The organism is Micromonospora sp. DT43 (assembly GCF_049841645.1).
Taxonomy (GTDB): domain Bacteria; phylum Actinomycetota; class Actinomycetes; order Mycobacteriales; family Micromonosporaceae; genus Micromonospora.
Window position 1 is genome coordinate 676,739 of sequence record NZ_JBNCKR010000001.1, and the last position, 25,811, is coordinate 702,549.

At 71.4% G+C, this 25,811-nt stretch carries 21 protein-coding genes and 1 pseudogene; 11 read left to right on the top strand and 11 right to left on the bottom strand.

The window, feature by feature from the left end; translation table 11 throughout:
* Positions 1 to 5: 5 nt before the first annotated feature.
* The 3 genes from ACLQ26_RS03145 (at position 6) to polA (ending at position 4,457) form a co-directional block, all read left to right on the top strand.
* Positions 6 to 923: an ABC transporter ATP-binding protein gene (locus ACLQ26_RS03145; protein ID WP_425743138.1), complete on the top strand. Its 918-nt coding sequence runs from the start codon at positions 6 to 8 to the stop codon at positions 921 to 923.
* Positions 910 to 1,623: an ABC transporter ATP-binding protein gene (locus ACLQ26_RS03150; RefSeq protein WP_425743005.1), complete on the top strand. Its 714-nt coding sequence runs from the start codon at positions 910 to 912 to the stop codon at positions 1,621 to 1,623. The genes ACLQ26_RS03145 and ACLQ26_RS03150 overlap by 14 nt, the downstream gene beginning before the upstream one ends.
* Positions 1,624 to 1,757: 134 nt before the next feature.
* Positions 1,758 to 4,457, top strand: a complete 2,700-nt coding sequence (polA, locus tag ACLQ26_RS03155; protein WP_425743006.1) for a DNA polymerase I — start codon at positions 1,758 to 1,760, stop codon at positions 4,455 to 4,457.
* Between the two features lie 276 nt (positions 4,458 to 4,733).
* Here the strand turns inward: polA and ACLQ26_RS03160 are convergent.
* The 4 genes and pseudogenes from ACLQ26_RS03160 to ACLQ26_RS03175 form a co-directional block, all read right to left on the bottom strand.
* Positions 4,734 to 5,078: pseudogene (locus ACLQ26_RS03160) on the bottom strand (DUF3140 domain-containing protein); the annotation flags it as partial.
* On the bottom strand, positions 5,065 to 5,283 hold the full coding sequence (locus tag ACLQ26_RS03165) for a DUF2945 domain-containing protein (RefSeq protein ID WP_425743007.1): 219 nt from the start codon (positions 5,281 to 5,283) through the stop codon (positions 5,065 to 5,067). The pseudogene ACLQ26_RS03160 and the gene ACLQ26_RS03165, both read right to left, overlap by 14 nt.
* Positions 5,284 to 5,319: 36 nt before the next feature.
* Positions 5,320 to 5,871: a Uma2 family endonuclease gene (locus ACLQ26_RS03170; protein ID WP_425743008.1), complete on the bottom strand. Its 552-nt coding sequence runs from the start codon at positions 5,869 to 5,871 to the stop codon at positions 5,320 to 5,322.
* A gap of 108 nt (positions 5,872 to 5,979) precedes the next feature.
* Entirely contained in the window at positions 5,980 to 6,786 is an 807-nt protein-coding gene (locus ACLQ26_RS03175; RefSeq protein WP_425743009.1) for a class I SAM-dependent methyltransferase, read from the bottom strand.
* Positions 6,787 to 7,235: 449 nt separating this feature from the next.
* Between ACLQ26_RS03175 and rpsA the strand changes: the two genes are divergently transcribed.
* Positions 7,236 to 8,735 carry a 30S ribosomal protein S1 gene (rpsA, locus tag ACLQ26_RS03180; RefSeq protein WP_007462801.1) on the top strand — a complete coding sequence of 500 codons (1,500 nt, stop codon included), beginning with the start codon at positions 7,236 to 7,238 and terminating at the stop codon, positions 8,733 to 8,735.
* A gap of 138 nt (positions 8,736 to 8,873) precedes the next feature.
* Positions 8,874 to 10,058, top strand: a complete 1,185-nt coding sequence (gene coaE / locus ACLQ26_RS03185) for a dephospho-CoA kinase (protein ID WP_425743010.1) — start codon at positions 8,874 to 8,876, stop codon at positions 10,056 to 10,058.
* 30 nt (positions 10,059 to 10,088) lie between these two features.
* On the opposite strand, the gene ACLQ26_RS03190 is transcribed toward coaE, so the two are convergent.
* Positions 10,089 to 11,606: a hypothetical protein gene (locus ACLQ26_RS03190; protein WP_425743011.1), complete on the bottom strand. Its 1,518-nt coding sequence runs from the start codon at positions 11,604 to 11,606 to the stop codon at positions 10,089 to 10,091.
* Positions 11,607 to 11,948: 342 nt separating this feature from the next.
* On the opposite strand from ACLQ26_RS03190, the gene uvrB reads away from it, so the two are divergent.
* Positions 11,949 to 14,057 (top strand): excinuclease ABC subunit UvrB, encoded by a 2,109-nt coding sequence (uvrB, locus tag ACLQ26_RS03195; protein ID WP_425743012.1) that lies wholly within the window; start codon positions 11,949 to 11,951, stop codon positions 14,055 to 14,057.
* 78 nt (positions 14,058 to 14,135) lie between these two features.
* On the opposite strand, the gene ACLQ26_RS03200 is transcribed toward uvrB, so the two are convergent.
* A complete protein-coding gene (locus ACLQ26_RS03200) occupies positions 14,136 to 15,170 on the bottom strand; it encodes a phosphotransferase (RefSeq protein ID WP_425743013.1) in 1,035 nt (344 codons plus the stop codon).
* A 279-nt stretch (positions 15,171 to 15,449) separates the two neighbouring features.
* On the opposite strand from ACLQ26_RS03200, the gene ACLQ26_RS03205 reads away from it, so the two are divergent.
* Positions 15,450 to 16,307, top strand: a complete 858-nt coding sequence (locus ACLQ26_RS03205) for a helix-turn-helix domain-containing protein (RefSeq protein ID WP_425743014.1) — start codon at positions 15,450 to 15,452, stop codon at positions 16,305 to 16,307.
* Positions 16,308 to 16,415: 108 nt separating this feature from the next.
* On the opposite strand, the gene ACLQ26_RS03210 is transcribed toward ACLQ26_RS03205, so the two are convergent.
* Positions 16,416 to 16,709 (bottom strand): antibiotic biosynthesis monooxygenase family protein, encoded by a 294-nt coding sequence (locus ACLQ26_RS03210; protein WP_358111217.1) that lies wholly within the window; start codon positions 16,707 to 16,709, stop codon positions 16,416 to 16,418.
* Between the two features lie 96 nt (positions 16,710 to 16,805).
* Between ACLQ26_RS03210 and pnuC the strand changes: the two genes are divergently transcribed.
* The 3 genes from pnuC to ACLQ26_RS03225 all read left to right on the top strand — a co-directional run bounded on the left by pnuC (position 16,806) and on the right by ACLQ26_RS03225 (position 19,887).
* A complete protein-coding gene (pnuC, locus tag ACLQ26_RS03215) occupies positions 16,806 to 17,462 on the top strand; it encodes a nicotinamide riboside transporter PnuC (protein WP_425743015.1) in 657 nt (218 codons plus the stop codon).
* Positions 17,459 to 18,583 carry an AAA family ATPase gene (locus tag ACLQ26_RS03220; RefSeq protein ID WP_425743016.1) on the top strand — a complete coding sequence of 375 codons (1,125 nt, stop codon included), beginning with the start codon at positions 17,459 to 17,461 and terminating at the stop codon, positions 18,581 to 18,583. The genes pnuC and ACLQ26_RS03220 overlap by 4 nt, the downstream gene beginning before the upstream one ends.
* 305 nt (positions 18,584 to 18,888) lie before the next feature.
* A complete protein-coding gene (locus tag ACLQ26_RS03225; protein WP_425743017.1) occupies positions 18,889 to 19,887 on the top strand; it encodes a TerC family protein in 999 nt (332 codons plus the stop codon).
* Positions 19,888 to 19,938: 51 nt separating this feature from the next.
* Here the strand turns inward: ACLQ26_RS03225 and ACLQ26_RS03230 are convergent, their stop codons facing one another.
* Complete coding sequence (locus ACLQ26_RS03230) at positions 19,939 to 20,850, bottom strand: NlpC/P60 family protein (RefSeq protein WP_425743018.1); 912 nt, start codon at positions 20,848 to 20,850, stop codon at positions 19,939 to 19,941.
* Positions 20,851 to 20,910: 60 nt separating this feature from the next.
* The gene (locus ACLQ26_RS03235) at positions 20,911 to 22,008 is read right to left on the bottom strand and encodes a mandelate racemase/muconate lactonizing enzyme family protein (RefSeq protein WP_425743019.1); all 1,098 of its coding nucleotides are present in this window, start codon (positions 22,006 to 22,008) and stop codon (positions 20,911 to 20,913) included.
* Positions 22,009 to 22,052: 44 nt separating this feature from the next.
* Between ACLQ26_RS03235 and ACLQ26_RS03240 the strand changes: the two genes are divergently transcribed.
* A complete protein-coding gene (locus ACLQ26_RS03240; RefSeq protein ID WP_425743020.1) occupies positions 22,053 to 22,850 on the top strand; it encodes a tyrosine-protein phosphatase in 798 nt (265 codons plus the stop codon).
* A gap of 14 nt (positions 22,851 to 22,864) precedes the next feature.
* Here ACLQ26_RS03240 and ACLQ26_RS03245 read toward each other — a convergent pair whose 3' ends face one another.
* Positions 22,865 to 23,716, bottom strand: coding sequence for a serine hydrolase (locus tag ACLQ26_RS03245; RefSeq protein WP_425743021.1), 852 nt, complete (start codon positions 23,714 to 23,716; stop codon positions 22,865 to 22,867).
* Between the two features lie 113 nt (positions 23,717 to 23,829).
* Positions 23,830 to 25,698: a translational GTPase TypA gene (typA, locus tag ACLQ26_RS03250; protein ID WP_425743022.1), complete on the bottom strand. Its 1,869-nt coding sequence runs from the start codon at positions 25,696 to 25,698 to the stop codon at positions 23,830 to 23,832.
* Positions 25,699 to 25,811: the final 113 nt, after the last annotated feature.

The window sequence follows — 25,811 nt, forward strand, 5'->3', positions numbered from 1 at the left end:
GCGCCGTGACGCCGAAGATCCCGACTCAGCCGGGACCTCGGCAGGTGCTTCTCGAAGTCGACGACGTCACGCTCCGCTTCGGCGGCGTGGTCGCCCTCGACAAGATCAATTTCCAGATCTACGAGGGCGAGATTCTCGGCCTCATCGGGCCGAACGGCGCCGGCAAGACCACCAGCTTCAACGTGATGACCGGGGTCTACAAGCCGACCTCGGGCGCGGTCCGGTTCCGGGGCCAGAGGGTGACCGGCCGCAAGCCGCACCAGATCAGCCAGTTGGGCATCTCCCGGACGTTCCAGAACATCCGTCTCTTCCCGGAGATGACGGCGCTGGAGAACGTCATGGTCGGCACGGACTCCCGGCACAAGACAAGTGTGCCGGGGGCGCTGTTCCGGCTCTACCGCGTTCGGCCCAAGCCGGAGGAACTGCCGCAGGTCACCGCCGCGTCCGGGATCGCCCGGACGTGGCAGCAGGTGCGCCTGTCGGCCGCGAAGATCTTCGGCCTGTCCCGGCACATCCTGGAGGAGCGGGCGGCCGAGGCCAAGGCGCTCGAGTTGCTGCGCTTCGTCGGGATCGCCGACCGGGCCAACGACGAGGCGCGCAACCTGCCGTACGGCTACCAGCGCCGGTTGGAGATCGCCCGCGCCCTGGCGACCGAGCCGAAGCTCATCTGCCTGGACGAGCCGGCCGCCGGCTTCAACCCGGCGGAGAAGGAGGAGCTCCTCACCCTGATTCGCCAGATCCGTGACAAGGGCCTGACCGTGCTGCTCATCGAGCACGACATGCGCCTCGTCATGGGGGTCACCGACCGGATCGTGGTGCTGGAGTTCGGCCGCAAGATCGCCGAGGGTGCGCCCGCGGAGGTCAGCCGCGATCCGAAGGTGATCGCCGCGTACCTGGGGGAGCCCGCCGATGACGCTGCTTGAGCTTGAGAATGTCGCCGTCGCGTACGGCCGGATCGAGGCGCTGCACGGGATCAGCCTCCGGGTGGACGAGGGGGAGGTGGTGGCCCTGATCGGCGCGAACGGCGCCGGCAAGACCACCACGATGCGGGCCATCTCCGGGACCCGGTCGCTCGCCGGCGGAAAGATCACGTTCAACGGTGAGGACATCAGCAAGCTTCGGGCCGACCTGCGGGTGGTCCGAGGGCTGTGTCAGTCACCGGAGGGCCGGCAGATCTTCCCCGGCATGACGGTCATGGAGAACCTGGACATGGGGGCGTACACCCGGCGGGACTCCGCAGGCATCGCCTCCGATCTGGAGCGGGTGCTGACCCTCTTCCCGCGGCTGGCTGAGCGGCGCAAGCAGGCCGGCGGCACCCTGTCCGGCGGCGAGCAGCAGATGCTCGCGGTCGGCCGGGCGCTGATGAGCCGGCCGAAGCTGCTGTTGCTCGACGAGCCGTCGATGGGTCTGGCCCCGCTGGTGATCCGGCAGATCTTCGACATCATCACCGAGATCAACCAGCAGGGCACCACGATCCTGCTGGTCGAGCAGAACGCCCAGCAGGCGCTCTCCCGCGCGCACCGCGGTTACGTACTGGAGACCGGCCGGATCGTGAAGGAGGGGTCCGGCCAGGACCTGCTGCACGACCCGTCGGTCAAGGAGGCGTACCTCGGCGTGGCCTGAGCCACCGCATCCGGCGGCCGGTCGTCCCCTCGTGGGCGGCCGGCCGTCGGCGTTCGTGCCGGTGGTGTGTTTTCGCGCCCGTGGCGCGGTGCCGCCAGCCGGGGTTGTCGGTGCGACGGACTAGAGTCGCTGCCGTGACAGCTACGACGCCGCGCCTGCTTCTCGTCGACGGACATTCCCTGGCATACCGGGCGTTCTTCGCCCTGCCCGTGGAAAACTTCTCCACCACGACGGGTCAGCCGACCAACGCGGTGTACGGCTTCACCTCGATGCTGATCAACGTCCTGCGCGACGAGCAGCCCACCCACATCGTCGTCGCCTTCGACGTCTCCCGCAGGTCCTTCCGTACGGAGAAGTACGCGGAGTACAAGGCGGGTCGCAGCGAGACCCCTACCGACTTCAAGGGCCAGGTCAGCCTCGTCAAGGAGGTCCTGGCGGCGCTGCAGATCCCGGTGGTCGAGAAGGAGGGCTTCGAGGCCGACGACGTCATCGCCACGCTCGCCTGCCAGGCCCGCGACCAGGGCATGTCGGTGCTGATCAGCAGCGGCGACCGCGACGCGTTCCAGCTGGTCGACGACCAGATCACCGTCCTCTACCCGCGCAAGGGCGTCTCCGACCTGGCCCGGATGGACCCGGCGGCGATCGAGGCGAAGTACGGCGTCGGCCCACAGCAGTATCGGGACCTCGCCGCGCTTGTCGGCGAGACCAGCGACAACCTGCCCGGCATCCCGGGCGTCGGCCCGAAGACCGCCGCCAAGTGGATCACCACGTACGGCGGGGTGGAGGGCGTGATCGCCCGCGCCGACGAGATCAAGGGCAAGGCCGGTGACAGCCTGCGGGAGCGGCTCGCTGACGTGATCCGCAACTACGAGATCAACCGCCTCGTCTCCGACCTGGAGCTGCCGCTGCGCCCGGAGGACACCCGCTGGGGCGGCTGGGACCGGGAGGCGGTGCACCAGGTCTTCGACACCCTGGAGTTCCGCATCCTGCGCGACCGCCTCTACCAGTACCTGGAGGCCGTCGAGCCGGAGGCCGAGTCGGGCTTCGACCTCACCGGCGAGGTGCTCACCGAGCCGGGAGGGCTCGCCACCTGGCTGGGCACCCACGCCCCGACCGGCACCTCCGTCGGGCTCGCCGTCAAGCTCGACACCGGCCCCAACCGCCGGCACACCGCCTCGATCACCGGGCTGGCGCTGGCCAGCGCCGGTGGCGCGGCCGCCTGGGTCGACCCGACCGGGCTCGACGCCACCGACGAGGGTGCCCTCGCCGGCTGGCTGGCCGACCCGCAGCGGCCCAAGGTGCTGCACGACAGCAAGCCGGCGGTGCTGGCCTGCGCCGCACACGGCTGGGAGCTGGCCGGCATCGTCCGCGACACGCAGATCGCCGCCTACCTGGCCCGCCCCGACCAGCGGTCCTACGACCTGACCGACCTGGCCCTGCGCTACCTGCACCGCGAGCTGCGGGTGGACGCGCCGGAGACCGGCCAGCTAACCCTCGACGGACTGGGCGACGAGGGCGTGGCCGAGCAGAACCTCATGCTCCAGGCCCGCGCCACCCTCGACCTCGCCGACGCGATCGACGCCGAGCTGTCCCGCGACGGCGAGCAGTCCGCGCGGCTGATGGCCGGGGTGGAGCTGCCGCTGATGCGGGTGCTCGCCGGCATGGAGCGCACAGGCATCGCCGCCGACAACGACTACCTCCAGGAGTTGGAGGCGCACTTCGCCGGCGAGGTCAAGACCGCCGCGCAGGGCGCGTACGAGGCGGTGGGTCGGGAGTTCAACCTCGGCTCGCCCAAGCAGCTCCAGGAGATCCTCTTCACCGAGCTGGGCCTGCCGAAGACCAAAAAGATCAAGACCGGCTACACCACCGACGCCGACGCCCTGCAGTGGCTCTACGCGCAGAATCCGCACCCGGTGCTTGCCCACCTGCTGCGCCACCGCGACGTCGCCAAGCTCAAGTCGACAGTGGATGGCCTGCTCAAGTCCGTCTCCGACGACGGCCGGATCCACACCACCTTCAACCAGACGGTGGCGGCCACCGGGCGTCTCTCCTCGACCGAGCCCAACCTGCAGAACATCCCGATCCGCACCGAGGAGGGCCGGCGCATCCGGCGGGCCTTCGTGGTGGGCGAGGGGTACGAGTGCCTGCTCACCGCCGACTACAGCCAGATCGAAATGCGGATCATGGCGCACCTGTCGTCGGACGACGCGCTGATCGAGGCGTTCAACTCCGGGGCCGACTTCCACGCCGCCACCGCCTCGTCGGTCTTCGGCGTGCCTGTCGACGAGGTCACCCCGGACCAGCGACGCAAGATCAAGGCCATGAACTACGGCCTGGCGTACGGGCTCAGCGCGTTCGGCCTGTCCCAGCAGCTCACCATCGGCACCGAAGAGGCGCGGGGCCTGATGGAGAACTACTTCGCCGGCTTCGGCGGAGTGCGCGACTACCTGCACCAGGTCGTCGCCAAGGCCCGTCAGGACGGCTACACCTCGACCATCCTGGGTCGCCGCCGCTACCTGCCCGACCTGGTGAGCGACAACCGGCAGCGCCGCGACATCGCCGAGCGGATGGCTCTCAACGCCCCCATCCAGGGGTCGGCTGCCGACATCATCAAGGTGGCGATGCTGCACGTCGACACCGCCCTCGGCGACGCCGGCCTGCGCTCCCGCATGCTGTTGCAGGTGCACGACGAACTGGTCTTCGAGGTCGCCCCGGGTGAGCGGGAGGCGTTGGAGGCGTTGGTGCGGCGCGAGATGGGCGGGGCGTACCCGCTGTCCGTGCCGCTGGAGGTGTCGGTCGGTCTGGGCCGCGACTGGAATTCTGCTGACCACTGATTTCGTGGGTTCCGGGCGGCCCGCGGCGGTTGCGGTGTGGGGGTTCCGGGGCAGCCCGACCCACTCCGGGCGGTCAGGCTTGATCCCTGCGTGGGTCGGGCTGCCCCGGAACCCCTGACCTGGTCGTCGTGATCGCGGTCCTCGCCCGCCGGCCCCGCCCGCCGGCGCGGGCACCCCTTTCACGATCTGCGCGACTTCGGGGGACGTGCTGCGTCGTGGCGTTCTGAGGCAGCAACTTCACCGATGTTGTGCGGATCCTGCGCGAATCGCCTGCTACTTCAGGGGGTCGTGGCCCCAGTTCATGAGCGACCAGCGCCACTTGGTGTCGCGGACGTCGCCGGACGGGCGCTGGGCCATGTGCCGGCGGACGTAGCCGACCACCTTGCGCATGTGCTTGTAGTCGCCCTCGGACAGGTCGGCGCGCTTGCGGCGCAACAGGTTGATGATCTTCCGGCCGGACTCGTGCCCGACCGACTCGCCGCCGCCGGAGCGACCGCCCTTGTGCCAGCCAACCTGCTTCGACTCGTCGGTCTCCAGCCACGTGGACAACTCACCGGGCTTCATGTTCACGGCCTCGGTGAACTCCCGGTAGGTGTCCCGGCCATCGTTACTTTTGCTCATGACGCAGCGCCTCGGGGCGGTGGGCCACGTCGCGGCCCGTACCGTCACTGCGGACCCGGTACTGCGGATCGTCGGGGGCCGCGTTCACCGCCCGCCCGCGGATCCGCGTCCGGTCGGTGATCTCCTCCTGCACCACGCCGTACGCGCGGCTGCCGTGGGCCGACCAGGAGACATGGTCGCCCTTGTGGAACCTCTGCTCGGCCATGCCCCTCGGCTACCCCACACCGTCGGGGCGAAACGGCTACGGGGTGATCTCGGAGACGGGCAGCTTGATGTCGAACGGCTCGGCCAGCTCGATGACGTCGCCGCCCTCGATGACCAGCTCGTACTGCCGCTCACCGCCCGGCCCGACCCGGTCGCCGATCCGGTACGCGTACACGTGCACCGGGTCCTGCTCGATCCGCCAGTAGAACGGAATGCCGGCGGCGGCGTACTCGCCGGGCTTCGCGAACCTGTCGATCCGTCGCGTCCCGGGTGAGACGATCTCCACGGCGAGCACGACGTCCTCTGCTCGCAGGATGGAATTGACGGACGCGACGCCGGCGCGGTGCAACAGCACGTCGGGCTGTCGGCTCGTGTTGTGGCTGAGCCTGACACCGATGGCTTGGGCGGCCCCGAGGTGCTGCGGTGCGTGGCTGTGCAGCCAGAGCCACAGCAGGCTGGAGATGTTCTGGTGGCCCAGGGTGGAGGAGGGTGTCACCTGGATAACTCCGTCGACGAGTTCGACGCGGGGGGCGTCGTCCGGCAGCGCGAGCAGGTCCTCCAGCGTGTAGTCGGCACGCTGCTGCCGCATCGGATCCGGACACCAGGGGCCAGGTGATGTCGGGATGGGCTCGGCGCTCATGGGGACGAGCCTACCGGCGATCGATGGGACGCAGGTCGGACCGCGGGTGCGACTCGTTCATCCGGCCGGCTTCTCGGTGACGAAGATGGCGGTGCCGGGGAACAGTCGTCCGCGCAGCGGGCTCCACTGCCCCCAGATTCCCTCGTGCCCCTCCGGCCACTCCGGCTCCACCAGGTCGAGCAGCCGGAACCCGGCGCCTACCAGTTCGCGGATGCGGTCACCGAGGGTCCGGTGCTGCTCGACGTAGGTGGCGACGCCTGTGTCGTCCTGCTCGACGTAAGGGGAGCGGTCGAAGTACGAGTGCACGGCCCTCAGGCCGCCCTCGCCGGGATCGTCGAGGAAGATCCAGCGCATCGGGTGGGTCACCGAGAACACCCACCGGCCGCCCGGGCGCAGCACCCGGTGCACCTCGGCGAGCAGGGCCGCCGAGTCGTCCACGAACGGGATCGCGCCGAACGCCGTGCAGGCCACGTCGAACGAACGGTCGGCGAACGGCAGGGCGAGCGCGTCGGCCTGCACCAGCGGTACGCGTACCCCGGTGCGGTCGGCGGCCTGCGCGGCGTGCCGCAACATGCCGGCGGACAGGTCGAAGGCGACCGGCCGTGCGCCCTGGGTGGCGAGCCAGCGGGCGGCGGCCGCGGCGCCGCAACCGACCTCCAGCACCCGCCGCCCCGACACGTCCCCGAGCAGGTGGGCGTCGGCCTCACGAAGCCCCTCGGGGCACCAGACGAAGTCCACGTCGCCGAGGAACCGCCCGTGCTCGGCCTGGTAGTCGTCGGCGTCGGTGTCCCACCAGCCGCGGTTGGCCCGCCGGGCCTCGGCGTCACCCACCCGGCGCCGGGTCACCCGGCTGTCGTCATCCACGCGCTCACGCTAGGCCCCGGTCGTCCGGATGAAGACGGCGGCGCGGCTCGATCGACTCGGTTTCCATGAAGTCGCGGCCTCCGGGCCGTCGGGACACGCCGGTTTCCAGGAGATCGAGGCGATCAAGCGCGCTGGGCAGAGGTGGTTGCTGGGACCGCTGTGACGTACGAGACAGGAGGGGTCGTTTCCGGGCGATTGTTCGGCTTTCGCAGGTCATCACACGGCGACGAGTCGGGAGGGCTTGCACGCTGTGGTAATGCGCACGGTAGGCTAGACGATGCGCTCGCGGATCGTGTGTCTCGGCAGGGAGCAGGTGCGCGGTCGACGGAGCACATCATGATCCCCGTAGGTGATCGTTCGGTGTGCCCGGCGACGGATCCGCTGGCGCGAACAGGTCACCGCGACACCAGCCTGCTGTGACAACCCATCCGACCGGAGCAACCGCCCACATGACGAGCAGCATCGAGGCCCCCTCGAGCGCCACCCGGGTCACCCACGACGATCTCGGTTCCGAGGAGGCATTCCTCGCCGCGATCGACGAGACCATCAAGTACTTCAACGACGGCGACATTGTCGAAGGCACCGTCGTCAAGGTCGATCGGGACGAGGTCCTGCTCGACATCGGCTACAAGACCGAGGGTGTCATCCCCTCTCGGGAGTTGTCGATCAAGCACGACGTGGACCCCGCCGAGGTTGTGACGGTTGGTGACCACATCGAGGCCCTGGTCCTCCAGAAGGAGGACAAGGAGGGTCGTCTGATCCTCTCCAAGAAGCGGGCGCAGTACGAGCGGGCCTGGGGCACGATCGAGAAGATCAAGGACGAGGACGGTGTCGTCCGCGGCTCGGTCATCGAGGTGGTCAAGGGTGGCCTCATCCTCGACATCGGGCTGCGCGGCTTCCTGCCCGCGTCCCTGGTCGAGATGCGGCGCGTGCGTGACCTGCAGCCGTACGTCGGGCGTGAGCTCGAGGCCAAGATCATCGAGCTGGACAAGAACCGCAACAACGTGGTCCTGTCCCGCCGGGCCTGGCTGGAGCAGACGCAGTCCGAGGTGCGCACCGAGTTCCTCAACAAGCTGCAGAAGGGCCAGGTCCGCAAGGGCGTCGTGTCCTCGATCGTCAACTTCGGCGCCTTCGTGGACCTCGGCGGCGTCGACGGTCTGGTGCACGTCTCCGAGCTGTCCTGGAAGCACATCGACCACCCGTCCGAGGTCGTCGAGGTCGGCCAGGAGGTCGAGGTCGAGGTCCTGGACGTCGACCTGGACCGCGAGCGCGTCTCGCTGTCGCTGAAGGCGACGCAGGAGGACCCGTGGCGGCAGTTCGCCCGCACCCACGCGATCCAGCAGATCGTGCCGGGTAAGGTCACCAAGCTGGTGCCGTTCGGTGCGTTCGTCCGGGTGGACGACGGCATCGAGGGCCTGGTCCACATCTCCGAGCTGGCCGAGCGCCACGTGGAGATCCCGGAGCAGGTCGTCCAGGTCGGCTCCGAGGTCATGGTCAAGGTCATCGACATCGACCTGGAGCGCCGCCGGATCTCGCTGTCGCTCAAGCAGGCCAACGAGGGCTTCGTCGAGGGCGAGGAGCACTTCGACCCGACCCTCTACGGCATGGCCGCGACGTACGACGCCGAGGGCAACTACATCTACCCGGAGGGCTTCGACCCGGAGACGGGCGAGTGGCTCGAGGGGTACGACAAGCAGCGCGAGACCTGGGAGAACCAGTACGCCGAGGCCCGTCAGCGTTGGGAGGCCCACACCAAGCAGGTGCAGACCTCTCGCGCCGCCGACGCCGAGGCCGCTGCCAACCCGACTCCGGCCGTTCCGGCCGCGAGTGGCGGCACCACCTCCTCGTCCAGCCCGGCCCCGAGCCGGCAGGCCGAGGAGCCGGCCGGCACCCTGGCCACCGACGAGGCGCTCGCCGCTCTGCGGGAGAAGCTCGCCGGCGGCAAGTGACCCGCTGAACGACGACGGGCCCCGTCCCCGCGATCTCACGATCGCCGGGGGCGGGGCCCTCGCCATACCCGCGCCCCGCCCCGCCGTGGGCCAGGGGCGGGTTTGGCGGGGGGGCGCGTGATCCGGTTGACTGGTCGGGTGCTGAGGGTGGGTTTGACCGGCGGGATCGGGTCGGGCAAGAGCGCGGTGGCCGCGCGGCTGGTGGAGTTGGGTGCGGTGCTCGTGGACGCGGACCAGGTCGCCCGGGAGGTCGTCGCGCCGGGTACGGAGGGCCTCGCGGAGATCGTTGCCGCCTTCTCCGAGAAGGTGCTGGACGCCGACGGTGCGCTGGACCGCGCCGCCTTGGGTGCTGTGGTGTTCTCCGACGAGGCCGCCCGCCGTCGGCTGGAGGCGATCACCCATCCCCGGGTGCGGGCGCGTACGGCCGAGCTGGTCGCCGCGGCGGCCCCGGACGCGATCGTGGTCAACGACGTACCGCTGCTGGTGGAGGTGGGGCTCGCCCCGACGTACCACCTGGTGATCGTGGTGCAGACGGCCGTGGCGACCCGGCTGGAGCGGCTGACACGCGACCGGGGGATGGACCGCGCGGAGGCCGAGCGGCGGATCGCCGCGCAGGCCGACGACGCCCGTCGGCGCGCCGCCGCGGATGTGGTGCTGACAAATGACGGAAGTCTGGCGGCGTTGCACGCCGCGGTGGACACGCTGTGGCGGCAGCGGCTGCAGCCCTACGAGCACAACCTGCGGCAGCGGCGGGTCGTGCCACCGTCCGGCAGCGGCGACGGGGTGGAGGCCGATCCGGGCCGGTCCGAGCAGTATGCGCGGCTGGCCGCCCGGATCCGTCACGCGCTGGCCCCGGCGGACCTGCGGATCGACCACATCGGTGCGACAGCGGTGCCCGGTCTCGCCGCTGCCGACGTCATCGACGTGCAGATCGCCGTGCCCCGCCTCGCCGACGCCGACGGGCCGCTGGCCGACCGGCTGGCGAACGCGGGTTTTCCCCGGGTGCCGGGGCACTGGTGGGACGATCCGCGCCCGGCCGGTCGGGGTCGGTGGGAGAAGCGGCTGCACGGCAGCGCCGACCCGGGTCGCCCGGTACGCCTGCACGTGCGGGAGGCCGGGTCGCCGGGTTGGCGGTACGCGCTGCTGATGCGGGACCACCTGCGCGCCGATCCGGATCAGCGGGCCGCGTACCTGCTGTTCAAGCGGGATCTGGTCGACGCGGCGCCGCCCGTCGGCGACTCCGGCACGGCCCGCGACCCCTGGTTCGACGAGGAGTACCTGCGCGCCGAGCAGTGGGCCGCGCGGACCGGCTGGCGGCCCTGAGAGCCCTATCCGCCGGGCGGGAGGGCGTGGTCAGCGCCGGGGTGCGCCGCTCGGTGGGGTGGCGCGCGGCGGCGGGCCGAGACGGGGCACCACAGTGGGACTGAGGTCCACCTGCGCCCACGCGCCGGGGCCGGTGCGCAGCTCCACCCGGCGCAGCGAGCCGTCCCGGTCGATCCAGTAGCGCAGGCGCGCGTCGGCCGTGCGGAGCTCCACGACGTCCACGGTCCGTCCGGCGGCGAGGTCCTCACGTACCCGCACGGCCGCGCCGCTCTGCCGCACCGGCCCGGCGGCGGCCACCGCGGCGTCGACCAGTAGGTCGAGATCGTCGCGGGCGGACCGGGTGGACCGCCACGACCCGCCCGGGACCGGAAACGGCGGCCGGCCGGGAGTGTCGGCGGCGCCGCCGCCACCGGTCTCGGCCGGCAGATCCGTTCGGGACAGACCGCCGGCGTCGCGGTGCAGCAGGGTCCGGCGATCCGGTACGCCCAGGTCGGCGACAGCCACGTACGCGGTGCCGGCGGCCCAGCTCAACCAGCCGGCACCCCGCAGGTTGGTGTCCGTGCCCACCGGCGCGGTAAGCGTCAGCGTGGCACCGCGCTGGCCGCGCAGCCGGGCGGGCAGCCGGTCCAGCCGGCGCTGCTCGGCGTCCGTGAGCGCGCGCGGCAGGCCGGGGCGGCCACCGAGCGCGTCGACCGGGCGCAGCGTGGGGCGGTCGACCCGGTTGAGGAGCACCGTGACCGGGCCGACGCCGGGCAACCGGGTCACCAGCTTGTGCAGTCGGCCATCCCGGTCGAGCCAGTAACGGGTCGGCCCGTCCCGACCGTTCGCCGCCGTGCTGACCGGTCCCGGGCTGCCGGGGGCGGGTGGGGTCGCGGTGGGCAGCGGCGCCTGGAGGACGTCCACCGGCCCGGCCGCGACCACGTCCGAGGCGACCCAGCGGGCGCCGCCGTCAAGCGCGGGGTCGGGGCGGTCGGCGGCGAGGCCGAGGAGCAGTTCGAGGACCGGCGCCAGCCCCGTGCCGGGCGTCAGGTGGCGCAGCCGCCAGCGGTCCGCCGGTGGCACCAGCGGTGGCGCGGCCGGGGTGGGCACGGCCGCCGGGTCCGGTCGGGTGACCAGCACCGGACCGGCGCTCTGCAGCAGGCCCCGCTCGGTGCCCGCCCCCGGCCCGCCCACATCCAGGTAGAGCAGGGGCCGCGACCAGTCCACCCAACCCACCAGGTCGGTACGGGAGGCGCCGGTGCCGGCCGTGACGTGGACGCCGGCGCGTAGGTCCCGAAGGTTGGTGACCCGCATGGCGGCCAGCCGCTCGGCCTCCGGCACGGTCAGCGGCCGGGCCGGCGCGGGCGGGTCGGGAGCCCAGCTCAGCAGCCCGATGACAAGCGCCGTGGCGGACGTCACAGCGGTCAGGGCGAGCAGCAGCAGCACCGTCCGCCGACGGCGGTTCGCCCGGGAGGGGCCAGGGCTGTCGGTGTCGGTGGCGTCCGGCTCGATCGTGTGCCCGCCAGGGTCGGGGGAGGGGCCGCGCGCCGGTGCCGGAGAGGAGTCCACGGATGTGAAACGGGCGGGACGGCACGGGGTGACGAGCCGAGGCATGACGAGCTGAGGGGGGCCGAGCTGAGGGCGGAGCGGCAGGGGCGCTCGCGGCGGCCGGTCTGCGCCTCGAGCGCGACCACACGGGTGCGCACGCCGGACGAGCCGGGTGCTGCGACCGCTGTGCCGGGGGCGGCCGGCCTGATGATGGCCTGGCCTCCGGCCCGGTCGGCCGCCGCGAGCGGCCTACATGGAGAGGGTAGTCCCGGTGACATGGGCCACACAATGGGAATATTGAAGCCGATCACACACCCTGCGCGACGGCCGAACCTGTCGGACCTGCGGCGTACCGTTGAGGTCATGGCGCTCGACATTCCCCGGCTCGACGGCCGCTTCCAGGTCGTCAGTGAATTCCAGCCGGCCGGCGACCAGCCGGCCGCCATCGACGACCTTGAGCGCCGGGTGCGGCGCGGCGACCGCAACACGGTGCTCCTCGGCGCGACCGGCACGGGCAAGAGCGCCACCACCGCGTGGCTGATCGAGCGGCTGCAGCGCCCCACGCTGGTGCTCGCCCCGAACAAGACGCTCTGCGCGCAGCTGGCCAAGGAGTTCAGCGAGCTGCTGCCGCACAACGCTGTCGAATACTTCGTCTCGTACTACGACTACTACCAGCCCGAGGCGTACATCCCGCAGACCGACACCTACATCGAGAAGGACTCCTCGATCAACGAGGAGGTCGAGCGGCTGCGGCACTCGGCGACGATGTCGCTGCTCACCCGCCGCGACGTGATCGTGGTGGCGACCGTCTCGGCGATCTACGGTCTGGGCACCCCGGAGGAATACCTCAACCGGGCGGTCCGGGTCGAGGTCGGGCAGGATCTCGACCGCGACCAGCTGCTGCGCCGGCTCGTCGACATCCAGTACACCCGCAACGACATGGCCTTCCAGCGGGGCACCTTCCGCGTCCGCGGCGACACGTTGGAGATCATTCCGGCGTACGAGGAGTTGGCGGTCCGCATCGAGCTGTTCGGCGACGAGGTGGAGAAGCTCTACTACCTCAACCCGTTGACAGGCGACGTGGTCCGTGAGGTCGACCAGTTGGTGATCTTCCCGGCGACCCACTACGCAGCAGGTCCGGAGCGGATGGAGCGGGCGATCCGCGACATCGAGGTGGAGCTGGCCGAGCGACTGGCCGAGCTGGAGCGGCAGGGCAAGCTGCTGGAGGCGCAGCGGCTGCGGATGCGCACCACGTACGACATCGAGATGATGCGGCAGGTGGGTTTCTGCTCCGGCATCGAGAACTACTCGATGCACATGGACGGGCGGCTGCCCGGCAGCCCGCCGCACGCGCTGCTCGACTACTTCCCGGACGACTTCCTCACGGTGGTCGACGAGTCGCACGTGACGATCCCGCAGATCGGCGGCATGTACGAGGGTGACGCCTCCCGTAAGCGGATGCTCATCGACCACGGGTTCCGGCTGCCCAGTGCCGCCGACAACCGGCCGCTGCGTTTCGACGAGTTCCTGGAGCGGGTCGGCCAGATGGTCTACCTGTCGGCGACCCCGGGCACGTGGGAGCTGGAGCAGGCCCAGGGGGAGTTCGTCGAGCAGGTCATCCGCCCCACCGGGCTGGTCGACCCGCAGGTCGTGATCAAGCCGACCAAGGGTCAGATCGACGACCTCATGCACGAGATCAAGCTGCGGACCGACCGCGACGAGCGGGTGCTTGTCACCACGCTCACCAAGAAGATGGCCGAGGACCTGTCGGACTACCTCCTGGAGAACGGCGTCCGGGTGCGCTACCTGCACTCCGAGGTCGACACGCTGCGCCGGGTGGAGCTGCTGCGCGAGCTGCGCAAGGGCGAGTACGACGTGCTGGTCGGCATCAACCTGCTCCGCGAGGGTCTGGACCTGCCCGAGGTGTCCCTCGTCGCGATCCTGGACGCCGACAAGGAGGGCTTCCTGCGCAGTGGCCGGTCGCTGATCCAGACCATCGGGCGGGCCGCCCGTAACGTCTCGGGCCAGGTGCACATGTACGCCGACAAGATCACTCCGTCGATGGCGGCGGCGATCGACGAGACCGACAGGCGTCGCGCCAAGCAGATCGCGCACAACGAGGCACACGGGATCAGTCCGGAGCCGCTGCGCAAAAAGATCCACGACATTCTGGACGACATCTACCGCGAGGCGGAGGACACCGAAAACTCCCGGGTCGGCGGCGCGGCGCGTCAGCTCTCCCGGGGCAAGGCGCCGGTCAAGGAGACCCGCAGCCGCAGTCGGTCCGCCGCCGCCACCACGTCCCGGGAGGGGATGGCCCGCTCCGACCTCGCCCAGCTCATCCAGGAGCTCAACGACCAGATGCTGGCCGCCGCCCGTGAGCTGCAGTTCGAGCTGGCGGCGCGGATCCGCGACGAGGTCGCCGACCTGAAGAAGGAGTTGCGCGGCATGGACGCCGCAGGCGTGAAGTGACGGCGGGCCGGGCTGCCCGAACGGCAGGCCGATTGCCTCGTCGTCCCACTCGACGCGCATGGCGGTCTGGTGCTGGGGTCAGCGGGTTTTCTGGAACCAGGCGGCGACCAACTCCAACGGGCGGCGGCGACCGGTGAACATGGTGACCGTGTTACGGAGGTCGTAGGTCTGGCGGCTGTCCGTGGGCGTGGTTACGAGGCGGTTGAGCATCATGGGGGCTAACCAGAAGTACTTCGCGGCGCCGGTGAGTTGGATGGCGCGGCGGACGGTGGCGGCGTCCACCGCGCCGGCGAGGCCGCGAAGGTAGCCGGTGGTGACCAGTTCGACGACCTCGTCGATCAGGCCCAGGTCGACCAGGCCGTCGAAGAACGTGTCGAGGATGAGGTTGGCGGCGTCCTCGCCGAGGGGACCTGGGCCGACGAAGCTCCAGTCCAGCAGCACCGGCCCCGAGTCGTCGACGATCAGGTTCGTCGGCCAGACGTCGTGGTGGCAGAAGGTGCGGGGGAGCTCATCCGTGGCACGCAGCACGTCGTACCGGCGTAGCCAAAGCTCTCGTAGGCTGGTCCGGAGGTCGTGCGGCCAGGCGGAGGCCGCGGTGGGATGGTCCCAGGGAATCGGTTCGGTGACGGGGCGGGTCGTGGTGTAGTCGCGCAGCCAGTCGCGGGACAACCATGGCTCGGTGCGGCGCCGGCCTAGCCAGGACGCGTGCCCAGCGCCGAGCCGCTCGGCGAAGTCGCCAAGCATCGCGGGCGTTGCCGCGGTGCCGGGTACGCCGTCGACGTGCTCCAGCCACAGCGCGACCGAGCCGTCGGGCCGGTCCGTCCACTTCAGCAGGGCCGGAGCGCGGATGCCCGCCGCCGAATAGGCAGTCTTCGCCAGCCCATCGCGGTAGGCCAGGGCTTCTCGCTGCCAGTAGTTCCAGTGGCCCTGGTCGGTGCTCGCCGCCCAGTGCGCGGGCACCCCGTTCCGGCCGGGCGGGGCCGCGATCTTCAGGATCGTATTCCGGCCATCGCGGTTCACCCGCCAGATACCGCCGGTCGCCCCGTTGAGTGAGTTATGAGTCAGCAGCTCGGCCTCTGCCTGCCGCCCTATGAGATCACCAGGCGGGTTCATCAGCCCATCCTATGTACCGCTCTCATGCTGGACGCCGGCCAACCCGCCGGGCTGCCATCGCAGCGCCCTGGCCAGCCACGACCCGGAGCGACGGCCACCGTATGCCACCTGGCCCGGATTCATGCCACCGCCCGTGCCGCCCAGCCCGGATTGTGCGAACTTCGCGCGGACGGGACAGGCCTCGCCCGGCCCGTCGGCGGACCAGCCGATTGCGGTGCGCAAGCAGACTATTGCACTGGGTGATCGTCCTGCGTACGCTCCCTCGATGGGGAGGCGGGGATGCCGTTGCCAACAAGTCCTGTCATTCGACGCGCGCGGCTCGGCGCCGAGCTGCGTCAGTTACGTCGGCGCGAGGCGCTGACCCTGGAGCAGGTCTGCGACCGGCTGGGCTGGGCCTCGACCTCGAAACTGTCCCGCATCGAGCTGGGGCAGAGCCGTCCGGATCTCGCCGACGTGCTGGACCTGCTCGACATCTACCAGGTGCCGGCGGCCGCCCGTGACGCGCTGATCGTGATCGCGCGGGATGCCGCCACCAGCCGCGGCTGGTGGAAGACGCTCGGCGAGATGAGCGAACGGCAGCGCATCTACGCCGAGTTGGAGGCGGGCGCGGCCGACATCGTCGAGTACCAGCCGGCGGTCGTGCCGGGGCTGCTCCAGACGCCGGCGTACGCCCGGTCGCGGGTCGCCGCCAGCACCCTGCTCGCGCCGGAGGTCGACGTGGAGACGGAGGTGCGCGCCCGGGCGCTGCGCCAGGAGGTGCTGCGTCGAGCCGAGCCACCGCGCTACACGGCGGTGCTCGCCGAGGCCGCGTGCGACAGGGGCGACCTGCCGGTCGACGTCTGGCATGAGCAGCTGCGACACCTGGTGACGGTGACCGGGCTGGCCCACGTGACGGTGCGACTCGTGCCCCGCGGGGTGGCCGGCAGCGGGCTGCACCCGCTCACCCCGTACTCCTGGTATGCCTTTCCCGACCCTGCGGACCCGCGGACGGTGATGCTGGAGGCGCTGACCACCGACGTCCGGCTGGCGACGGTGCTCGACGTCGACAGGTACGAGCGGATGACCGAGGCGCTGCTGGCGGCCGCCCTGTCACCCGAGGAGACGGTCACCGCGCTGGCCCGCCGGGTCGGCGAGTGACGACGGGTGCCGCTCGCGCGGCCCCCGGACCCGGCGCCCCCGAGTCCGTCGGGGCCGGCGGCCGGCGCGTGCGCAAGGCACGATAGCCGCGGGGTACGACAGCTCCACTCAGGCCGGTACGTCGAGGAAGTGCTCGACAAGCGGCGGCCCGGCGAAGTGCGGGCCGATCAGCGCCCGCCACTGGGCGAACCGTTCGGTGTCCCGGAAGTTCTTCTCGTGCGCCTCGACCGAGTCCCACTCGACAAGCAGCACGAAGCGCGTGGGGGACTCGATGCCCCGGGTCATCCGCACCGACCGGCAGCCGGGCGTCCCGGCGAGCACCGGGTGACCCTGGGCGTACGCGGCGGCGAACGCGTCCTCGTGTCCGGGCAGTACGTCGATGAGCGCGACCTCAAGCACCATGCCGGAAAGCCTCCCACGACGGGGAACCGCCCCGGTGTCGCGGGGTCTGTTCCCGTGTCGGCGCAGACCCTAGGGTGGGTGCCCGGGAGGAGCACTGTGATCATCGACTGGCTCACCGGCACCGCGTTCCGGGTGGCCGGCACCGGCACCACCTGGGCGGAACTGCTGGGGTTCGCCACCGGCGTGGTAAACGTGTGGCTGGTAGCCCGGCAGCGGATCGCCAACTGGCCGATCGGCATCGCCAACGTGCTGCTGCTCATGCTGTTGTTCTGGGCCGCCGGCCTGTACGCCGACGCCGGGTTGCAGGTCGTCTACGTCGCGCTCGGCTGCTTCGGCTGGTGGCACTGGCTCTTCGGCGGCGAGCGGCGGACCCGACTCGAGGTGAGTCGGACCGGCCGGGGGGAGTGGCTGCTGCTGGCCGTCGTCGGGGTGCTGCTCACCGGCGCGCTCTGGGCCCTGCTGGACCGGGCCACCGACTCGACAGTGCCGTTGCCGGACGCGCTGACCACGGCGCTGTCCCTGCTGGCCACGTACGGTCAGACGCGTAAGCGGGTGGAGAGCTGGTGGCTCTGGATCACCGCCGACCTGATCTACATCCCGCTGTACGCGTACAAGGGGCTGCACCTGACCGCCGTGCTGTACCTGGTGTTCCTCGCCCTGTGCGTGATCGGGCTGCGTGCCTGGCAGGCCGACCTGCGCCGCCTCGACCGACCGACCCCGGTGCCGCCCGGCCCGGCGCCGGCCACCGCGTGAGCGCCGGGACACCCGAGCGCACGCCGACGCCGCGCCGGCCGGGGCGGGCGCCGGTTCCCGAGTTCGGGCACGGGATGGTGGTGGGCAAGTTCTACCCGCCACACGCCGGCCACCACGCGTTGATCGCGGCCGCCGCGGCCCGCTGCGCCACCGTCACCGTGGTGGTGGCGCCGTCGCGGCGGGAGTCCATTCCCCTCCACCTGCGGCTGGACTGGCTGCGGGAGGTGCACGCGGACACGCCGTGGGTCCGGTTCGTCGGTCGGTACGACGACCACCCGGTGGACTACGCCGATCCGGCGGTCTGGGACGCGCACTGCGCGGTGTTCCGCGAGGCGGTCGGACCGGGTTCGGTGGACGCGGTGTTCTCCTCCGAGGCGTACGGCGTGGAGCTGGCCCGCCGCTTCGACGCCGTACCCGTGGCGGTGGATCCGGATCGGCGGACCGTGCCGGTGTCCGGCACAGCCGTCCGCGCGGACCCGGCGGGGTCCTGGCGGTTTCTGAGCCCGCCGGTGCGGGCCTGGTTCGTGCGGCGGGTGGTGGTGGTCGGCGCCGAGTCGACAGGCACCACCACGATGGCGGCGGCGCTCGCCGCCCACTACGGCACGTCCTGGGTGCCGGAGTACGGCCGGGAGTTGACGGCCCGCAAACTCGCCCGGCTGCGGGAGCGGTCGCCGGAGGCGAGTGTCTTCGACGTCCGGTGGGACTCCGACGACTTCCGCGCGGTGGTTCGCGAGCAGCAGGCGGCCGAGGATGCGGCGGCCCGTTCGTCGGGGCCGCTGCTGATCTGCGACACCGACGCGCGGGCCACCGCGGTCTGGGAGGAGCGCTACCTCGGCAGCGCGTCGCCGCAGGTGCGGGCGGCGGCCCGCCGGCCGGCGCTGTACCTGCTGACCGACGACCGGGGTGTGCCCTTCGACGACGACGGGCTGCGCGACGGCGAGCACCTGCGGAGTTGGATGACCGAGCGGTTCCGGGCCGAGCTGGCGGGCTGCGGCGTGCCGGTGGTGGAGCTGACCGGGTCGCACGCCGTCCGGCTGGCGCGGGCCGTGGAGGTCTGTGACGCCCTGCTCGCCGCCGGTTGGTCCCTCTCCGACCCCATCGTCACCTCCGACACGCACTAGCCTCCTAGGAAGCGATAGGCGATGTGCCGTCCCTGACCCGCCACCGCACGCCCGGGGTGTGATCACGGCGAGTGGTGGGCAACAATGGTCACCAAGGAGGGGAGTATTCCCCCGTGACGAAGTCGTCAGCACGGACGTTCGCCGGCACCTCGGCGCTCGACCCGGCTTCGTCGGTCGCCGTCCCGTTCGCGGGTCGGGGGCGGAAGAGACCTCCGACAGTCACCAGAGTGAGCGACAGCGGCACGCCAGCCCTCACGGGGGCGTACGGTGTGCCCGACGCCGCGTGTCTGCCGGAGGAATGAACGTTGGACGTGTCCGGATTGGTGTGGGCGGGGACCCTCGTCGCACTGACTGCGGTGCTGCTCGTCGACCTGTTGATCATTGGTCGGCGCCCGCACGAGCCGAGCGTGCGGGAGTCGAGCCTGTGGGTCGCCTTCTACGTGGGCCTCGCGCTGCTCTTCGGCGCCGGTGTGTGGCTGACCGCCGGGGCGAGCCCCGCCGGGCAGTTCTACACCGGCTGGCTCACCGAGTACAGCCTCTCGGTGGACAACCTGTTCGTCTTCGTCATCATCATGGCCCGCTTCGGGGTGCCCCGGCAGTACCAGCAGAAGGTGCTGCTCATAGGCATCGTGCTGGCGCTGGTGATGCGTGGCGGGTTCATCGCCGCCGGCGCGGCGTTGATCTCGCAGTTCTCCTGGGTGTTCTACATCTTCGGCGCGTTCCTCATCTACACGGCTGTCAACCTGGCCCGTCAGGGTGAGCCGGACGAGGACGAGTTCTCCGAGAACCTGCTGATCCGCTGGAGCCGCCGGGCGCTGCCGATCTCCAAGGGCTACGACGACGCGAAGCTGACGACCCACGAGAACGGGCGGCGGCTGTTCACCCCGATGCTCATCGTGATGATCGCGATCGGCACCACCGACCTGATCTTCGCTCTGGACTCGATCCCGGCGATCTTCGGCATCACGCAGGAGCCGTACCTGGTCTTCACCGCGAACGTCTTCGCGCTGATGGGTCTGCGGCAGCTCTACTTCCTGCTCGGTGGCCTGCTCGACCGGCTCATCTACCTCAGCTACGGGCTGGCCGTCGTGCTGGGCTTCATCGGCGTCAAGCTGGTGCTGGAGGCGCTTGCCGACAACAACCTGCCGTTCATCAACGGCGGGGAGCACGTCGGGTGGGCGCCGCACATCCCGATCTGGCTGTCCCTGCTGGTCATCATCGGCACGTTGGGCATCGCCACCATCGCCAGCCTGGTGAAGTCCGCCCGGGACCGGCGTCGCGAGCTGGCCGGGGTTCGACGCTGAACCGTCGCCGGTCGGGCCCGCAGGCGGGCCCGACCGGTGTGCGGCCCGCAGCTAGACCCGGTGCGCGCCGACGAGGGTGGCGAGCCGGTCGTCCGGCAGCGCTTCCTCCAGCACCCGCCGCCGCCGGTAGCAGGCGTGCAGCATCCGCCGGTCCGTCGGACCGTCGGCGACGGCGGTGACGATGCCGATGTGGTGGATCTTCCGGCCGGGGCGGGCGAAGAAGTAGAGGTCGCCAGGGCGCTCCGCGCCCAGGGGCAGCGGGGTCGTGGCGACGGCCTGGTCGTCGGCGTCGCGGGGCAGCAGCACACCGAACCGACGCCAGGCCAGGTGGACGAGGCCGGAGCAGTCGATGCCGTACGCCGAGAGCCCGCCCCAGATGTAGACCGTGTCCAACAGTCGCTGGGCCACCGCGAGCGCGTCGACGGCGCTGGGTGGCGCGGCGGGCACCGGGACGAGGTGCCCGTCGGGCAGCCAGAGCGGCGTTGCCTGAGCGGGGACGTGGACCGGCCGCCAGCCGTCGCGGGCCGCGCCGGCCGGGACGAGGCGGGTGCCGACGACGACACCGGGCAGCGCCACCGGCCCGTCCGGGGCGGTGCGCAGCGCGGTGACTGTGGCGTCCACCACCAGCGGGTCACCGCTGGGACCCACGGGGGTCAACTGGTCGGTGGGCAGCCAACCCGGGTAGCCGCGGGGATCGAGCTTGGCGGCCGGCTGCTCGACGGCCACGACCCGCGCCCAGCCGTCCGGGCGCAGCTCGTCGACAAGCACCCGCTCGCCGAGCAGGAGCTGGCTCAGCACGCAGTCGCCCACCTGCTGGTCGGTGTCCATTCCGCTCACCCAGGTCGGGATGTCGACGCCGGCGCTGAGCGCGGGACCGTCGACCGGCCGGACCGCCTCGGGCGAGGACCAGAGCGTCGCCACCGCGACTCGGACGATGGCCTCGCGGCCCGGTCGGAGCTCCACGTCAACCCCCAGCTCGTGTCGGCTGTCCCGGGGGCACCCTATGAAAGAAACCAACGATCATCAACTACGGCCCTGCATCTTTACTTCAGTAAGGCCGGAGATGCCCAGGCCAGGCGCGTCCGGCAACACCACTGTCGGCCCCTCGTAGCGGATCCCGCCCTGCACCGGCGACCAGGCCAGCCACCAGGCGGCGTCCAGGTCGGCGACGGCCGTGGTGCCGTACGCGGCGACCAGACTCGCCGCCGCGCCGATGCCTACCTGACTCTCCATCATCGACCCGACCACCGTGCCGAGCCCGTGCGCGGCGGCCAGCTCCAGCAGGGTGCGCGCCGAGTGCAGCCCGCCGCACTTGGCCAGCTTCACGTTCACCAGGTCGGCGGCCCGGCGACGGATCACCTCGACCAGGTCGCGGACCCCGAAGACCGCCTCGTCGGCCAGGATCGGCACGGACACCCGGTCGCTTACCCACGCCAGCCCGTCCAGGTCCCAGCGGGCGACAGGCTGCTCGACCAACTCCACGTCCAGCCCGGCGTCCTCGATGCCACGGATCACCCGAACCGCCTCGCGCGGCGTCCAGCCCTGGTTGGCGTCGAGCCGGATCCGGATCCCGGCGCCGACCGCCGCACGGACCGCGCGTACCCGATCCAGGTCGCCGGCCGCGTCCGTGCCCACCTTCAGCTTCAGCACGCCGAAGCCGTCGGCCTGCCGCTGGCGGGCGGCCGTCGCCAGATCCACCGCGTCGCCCGCGGCGAGGGTGACGTCCGTCGGCACCCGCAGGGTGGTGCCGCCGAGCAACCGCACCAGGGGTACGCCCAGCCGCCGCGCGGCCAGGTCGTGCAGGGCCACGTCCACCGCCGCCTTCGCCGCCTCGTTGCCGACCACCGCGCGCTGCACCTCGGCGCACCGGGCCACCAGGTCGTCCGGGTCACGCCCGGTGAGCAGCGGGCCGAGCAGTTCCCGTACGCACGCCTGCGCGCCGGCGACCGACGCGCCGGTGACCTGCCACACCTGCGGCGCCTCGCCGAAGCCGGAGCGACCATCGGCGTCGATCAGCTCCACGATCAGGGTGTCCACGGTGGTGGTGCGGCGCAGCGCGGTGACGAAGGGGGTGTGTAAGGGGGCAGAAACCCGGTGGGTGCGTACCGCCGAGATCGTCATGTGGGGCACCCTATACGCAGGCACACGGCGGGAGGGGACACCGGATGGTCGTACGGGACTGGGAGCTGGTGGGCGCACCGAACGCCCGTGACCTGGGCGGGCTGCTCGGCGTCGACGGCCGCAGGGTGCGCCCCGGACGGCTGATACGCACCCCGGCGCTGGGTCGGCTCACCGACGAGGATCTGCGTGCGCTGGCCAAGCTGGGGCCGGCCTGCGTGCTCGACCTGCGCGCCTCTGCCGAGATCGACGTCGCCCCGGCCGACCGGCTGACCGGCGAGCCGCGGATCGTGCACCTGCCGGTACACGACCCGGAGCACCCGGTCTTCACGTACGTCTCGGCGGTGCTGCTCGGCCACGACCTCGACGCGTACGCGGAACTGGCCCGCGAGGGCACGGCGGGGGCGATGGCCGAGATCTACAGGTGGTTCGTCACCGGCGAGGCGGCCCGCGTCAACTTCGGCGCGGCGGTGCGGCTGGCCGCCCGGCCGGAGAACCTGCCGCTGCTCTACCACTGCTCCGCCGGCAAGGACCGCACCGGCTGGCTCACCGTCGTCCTGCTCAGCGCGCTCGGCGTGGACGAGGCGGCGATCCGCGCCGAGTACCTGCGCAACAACGCGCTCACCGACAGCCTGCGCGCGGTGATCATCGAGGCGATGCGACGCCGGCAGCCCGGTCTGGACGCCGACGCCGTGTTGCCGGTGCTGGAGGTCCGCGCCGCGTACCTCGACGCCGGCTACCAGGAGGTACGCCGGGTGCACGGCTCGTTCGACGCGTACCTGCGCGACGGGTTGGGGCTGACCGACGAGGTCGTCGAGGCGCTGCGGGCGCACCTGCTGGAGTGAGCGGCGCGGCGGGATCAGAGGCGGTGGCGGGCGGCCCACACCTGGGCCGAGATGTGCGCGAGCAGCCGGCAGGCGTCGTCCTCGACATCGTCGTCGCCGCCGGCCAGGTCGGTGGTGGTGCACACGGCGAGCACGTACGGCGGGGCGTCCTCGGGCAGCACCACGCCGGCGCTGTGGCGTACACCGCGTACCCAGCCGTTCTTGAGCGCGATGCGGGTGCCCTCGGGCAGGCCGGCGGCCAGGTCCTCGCGGTGCTCCTGGGCGAGCAGCACGTCCAGCATGGCGGCGCAGCCGGCCGGTGAGGCGAGGCGGCCGGGAATCGTGGCGCCGCTGGCCAACGCGCCCAGCAGGGCGGCCAGGTCGGCGGCGGTGACGGTGTTGGTGATGCCTGCCTCGCGGGCGGCGAAGTCCTCGATGCCCCGGCCGGTGACGCTGTCGCGGGCACCGGCCAGCGACCACACCTCGGCCACCGCGGGCAGTCCGACGTGGCCGAGGACCAGGTTGGTGGCCAGGTTGCTGGACCGCACGATCATCCGTTCGGCGAGCCAGCGCAGGGGCGCGACGCCGCCGAGCCGGTTCCACACGGCGTCGTCGTTGTCGTAGTGCGGGGCGCAGGAGAACCGGGGCGCGCCGGGCTGGGCCGAGTCGAACTCGTTGACCACCGGGACGTCGGCGTCCAGCTCCAGCGTGCCGGCCTCGGCGGCGCGGTGCAGCGCGGCCAGCACCCCCACCTTCATGGTGCTGGCGGCGTAGTGGCCGGCGTCGGCGTGGCGGGTCCAGGTCGGGGACGCGTCGACGCGACACACGTACGCCGAGACGGTGCCCGGCACCCGGTCCAGATGGGCGTCGAGATCGTCCCAGGTCATGCCGGTGACCGTAGCCGATCACCTGGCGGTCGGGCCCGCGTACCCCCGCCGGAAAAGCGACGGGCGCGCCGGCCGCAAGCGGCCGACGCGCCCGGTGTCGGGTGCTGGTGTCCTCAGCCGGCGTGCTTGCGGCGGGCGGTGGCCCGGCCGCGCTGCTGCTGGTCGAGCACCACCTTGCGGATGCGCACCGTGGCCGGGGTGACCTCGACGCACTCGTCCTCGCGGCAGAACTCGAGCGCCTGCTCCAGGGTGAGCTTGCGCGGCGGGACCAGCTTCTCGGTCTCGTCGGAGGTCGACTGCCGCATGTTGGTGAGCTTCTTCTCCTTGGTGATGTTGACGTCCATGTCGTCGGAGCGGGAGTTCTCCCCGACGATCATGCCCTCGTACACCTCGGTGGTGGGCTCGACGAAGAGCTGCCCGCGCTCCTGCAGGTTGGTCATCGCGAAGGCGGTGACCGCGCCGGCCCGGTCGGCGACGAGCGAGCCGTTGTTACGGGTGCGCAGCTCGCCGAACCACGGCTCGTACGACTCAAAGACGTGGTGCAGGATGCCGGTGCCCCGGGTGTCGGTGAGGAACTCGGTGCGGAAGCCGATCAGGCCGCGCGCCGGCACCAGCCACTCCATCCGGATCCAGCCGGTGCCGTGGTTGACCAGCTGCTCCATCCGGCCCTTGCGGGTGGCGAGGAGCTGGGTGATCGCGCCCAGGTACTCCTCCGGGGCGTCGATGGTCAGCCGCTCGACCGGCTCGCAGGTCTTGCCGTCGATCTCCTTGGTGACGACCTGCGGCTTGCCGACGGTCAGCTCGTAGCTCTCGCGGCGCATCTGCTCGACCAGGATGGCAAGCGCCAGCTCGCCGCGGCCCTGCACCTCCCAGGCGTCCGGCCGCTCGGTGGGCAGGACCCGCAGGGACACGTTGCCGATCAGCTCCTTGTCGAGCCGGTCCTTGACCATCCGCGCGGTGACCTTGGAGCCCTTGAGCCGGCCCACCAGCGGTGACGTGTTGGTGCCGATCGTCATCGAGATGGCCGGCTCGTCGACGGTGATCAGCGGCAGCGCGACCGGGTTCTCCACGTCGGCGAGGGTCTCACCGATCATGATCTCGGGGATGCCGGCGACAGCGATGATGTCGCCCGGACCGGCCGATTCGGCAGGCTTGCGCTCCAGGCCCTCGGTCATCAGCATCTCGGAGATGCGGACCCGCTGGGTGCTGCCGTCGGTGCGGCACCAGGCCACCGTCTGGCCCTTGCTGATCGTGCCCTGGCGGACCCGGCACAGCGCCAGACGGCCGAGGAACGGCGAGGCGTCCAGGTTGGTGACGTGCGCCTGCAGCGGCGCGCCGTCCTCGTACGCGGGGGCCGGGATGGTGTCGAGCAGGGTGCGGAACAGCGGCTCCAGCGAGGTGCTGTCGTCCGGCACCGACCCGTCGGCGGGCTGGGTCAGCGAGGCGATGCCGTCGCGGGCGCAGGCGTACACGATCGGGAAGTCGATCTGCTCCTCGTCGGCGTCCAGGTCGAGGAAGAGCTCGTAGGTGTCGTCCACGACCTCCTTGATCCGGGCGTCCGGACGGTCCACCTTGTTGATCACCAGGATGATCGGCATCCGGGCCCGCAGCGCCTTGCGCAGCACGAAGCGGGTCTGCGGCAGCGGGCCCTCGCTGGCGTCGACGAGCAGGACGACACCGTCGACCATGGTGAGGCCGCGCTCGACCTCACCGCCGAAGTCGGCGTGACCGGGGGTGTCGATGATGTTGATGGTGACCGGGTCGGAGCCGTCCGCCGGCAGGTAGTGCACGCCGGTGTTCTTGGCCAGGATCGTGATGCCCTTCTCCCGCTCCAGGTCACCCGAGTCCATCACCCGCTCGGTGTTCTCGCCGCGGGCACCGTAGGCGCCGGCCTGCCGCAACATGGCGTCGACCAGGGTGGTCTTGCCGTGGTCGACGTGAGCGATGATGGCGACGTTGCGGAGGTCGGTGCGAAGCTGCATACCCTCTATCCTTCCGCCTGCGCTCGCGCAGGCTGCGTCGGGGTCACCCCCAGGTGCCCCTGATCTATGGTGAAACTGCTGTCCTGGTCGTTGCCCCGGCTGGCATGCTGGCT